Raw genomic sequence first — 1,236 nt, 5'->3', positions numbered from 1 at the left:
GGCAGGCGTATAGGTCTGATGCAGGCCACGAGGCAAGACGAGTTGCAGGCACTTGCTCGCCATTTCATCGGTCTGGTGCGTGGAGATAGCTGTTTCCAGGGTCAGCAGGTGTTTGTTGTTGATCCTGTCAGCCTCAGCGAGCACCTGCCGCCAGCGATCCTTGCAGGTTGATTTCACGCCCAGCATAGTAAGCTTCAACGAGTCATACGCCGGGTTGTGGTATTCCGCCATGCCAGGGAACAGAAAATCCGGCTTCGCCTTGTTTTCTGTGACAGCGGTGCGTGCGTAGCGCAAACCGTTTTCCGCAAACAACAGTTCAAGATGGTTTTCCAGCGCAAGGCCGACCCGGCTCTTGCGACGATTTTGCACCGACAGAGAAAATGACAGGAAGCCATCCACGTCAACGCCTACATCCACTTCGCCTGCGAATCCTTTTGATAAACGGTCGGCGATAAGGTAGCGTTCAAGCGTGCGAAACAGGATTTCTTCGCGCTCCATCCAAGTCATTATCACGAGGTCTGGTTCGGCGCGTGCGTCAAGGTCTTTAAGGGTCGAACGTGCATAAGCCGAAAATTCGCGGGTGGTTGGAAACTTCCCTTTGAATTTTTCAAGCATGACATCAAGGTAAGTTTCGGCAGATGTCTCGACTACAACGCCGATGCTTTCCAGAATGAAGCGCGATGCAAATTCGATGCGATCCTGTTCCGTTTCCAATTCGGATTTAACAGAAAAACCGGGATGTGCAAGATCGGCAAAACCAAACAACCATTCAATCTGCCTGGCGATGCTCGACCCGCTTTCAGCAATGACAACCAGCAGACTGCCATCGCGGGGCTTCGCAATCACAAGCAGATCGCCAGCAGCAGCATTCAGCGAAACATTGGTCGTCTTGAAATATAGGCGATATTCCCAGCGCATTACACCACGTTCGTTTCGTGCCCGCTGCCGTGCGTCATACCATGTCAGCGTACTGTCTTCGACTATGGGTTCATCGTCTTGGTCGGTGAGATACATCAGCATTGCCTAATATTGCACCTTGCCTTCCGGCTCGCCCAGAATCTCCCGCAAGCCCTCTACGCCGTTGAACTCATGCTGGTGCGATTTGATGACATCGGCTTCGACCGCGCTCAAACGCTTGGCTGCGACGCCCTCGAAATACTCGGACAGATACCCTCGTTTCATCCCCGCTCCTCGATAAATCGGGCACTGCCTTGAAGCCAGTCGGCAAGGCTTTGT

General features: G+C 53.2%; 2 protein-coding genes. Both read right to left on the bottom strand.

What is annotated here, in order from left to right; genetic code table 11:
* On the bottom strand, positions 1-1,020 hold a 1,020-nt coding region (locus tag ALO43_RS20785), incomplete at its 3' end, for a type II restriction endonuclease (protein ID WP_217999780.1).
* A 3-nt stretch (positions 1,021-1,023) separates the two neighbouring features.
* Entirely contained in the window at positions 1,024-1,182 is a 159-nt protein-coding gene (locus ALO43_RS31195) for a hypothetical protein (protein WP_217999779.1), read from the bottom strand.
* Between the last annotated feature and the right edge of the window lie 54 nt (positions 1,183-1,236).

Source organism: Pseudomonas tremae (assembly GCF_001401155.1).
In the GTDB taxonomy this organism is placed as follows: Bacteria; Pseudomonadota; Gammaproteobacteria; order Pseudomonadales; family Pseudomonadaceae; genus Aquipseudomonas; species Aquipseudomonas tremae.
This window is presented reverse-complemented; position numbering and strand designations above follow the sequence as displayed.

What these genes read in the sequence shown, in the direction of transcription:
- ALO43_RS31195 (WP_217999779.1), bottom strand. Translation starts at nt 1,182, where the DNA reads ATGAAACGAGGGTATCTGTCCGAGTATTTCGAGGGCGTCGCAGCCAAG.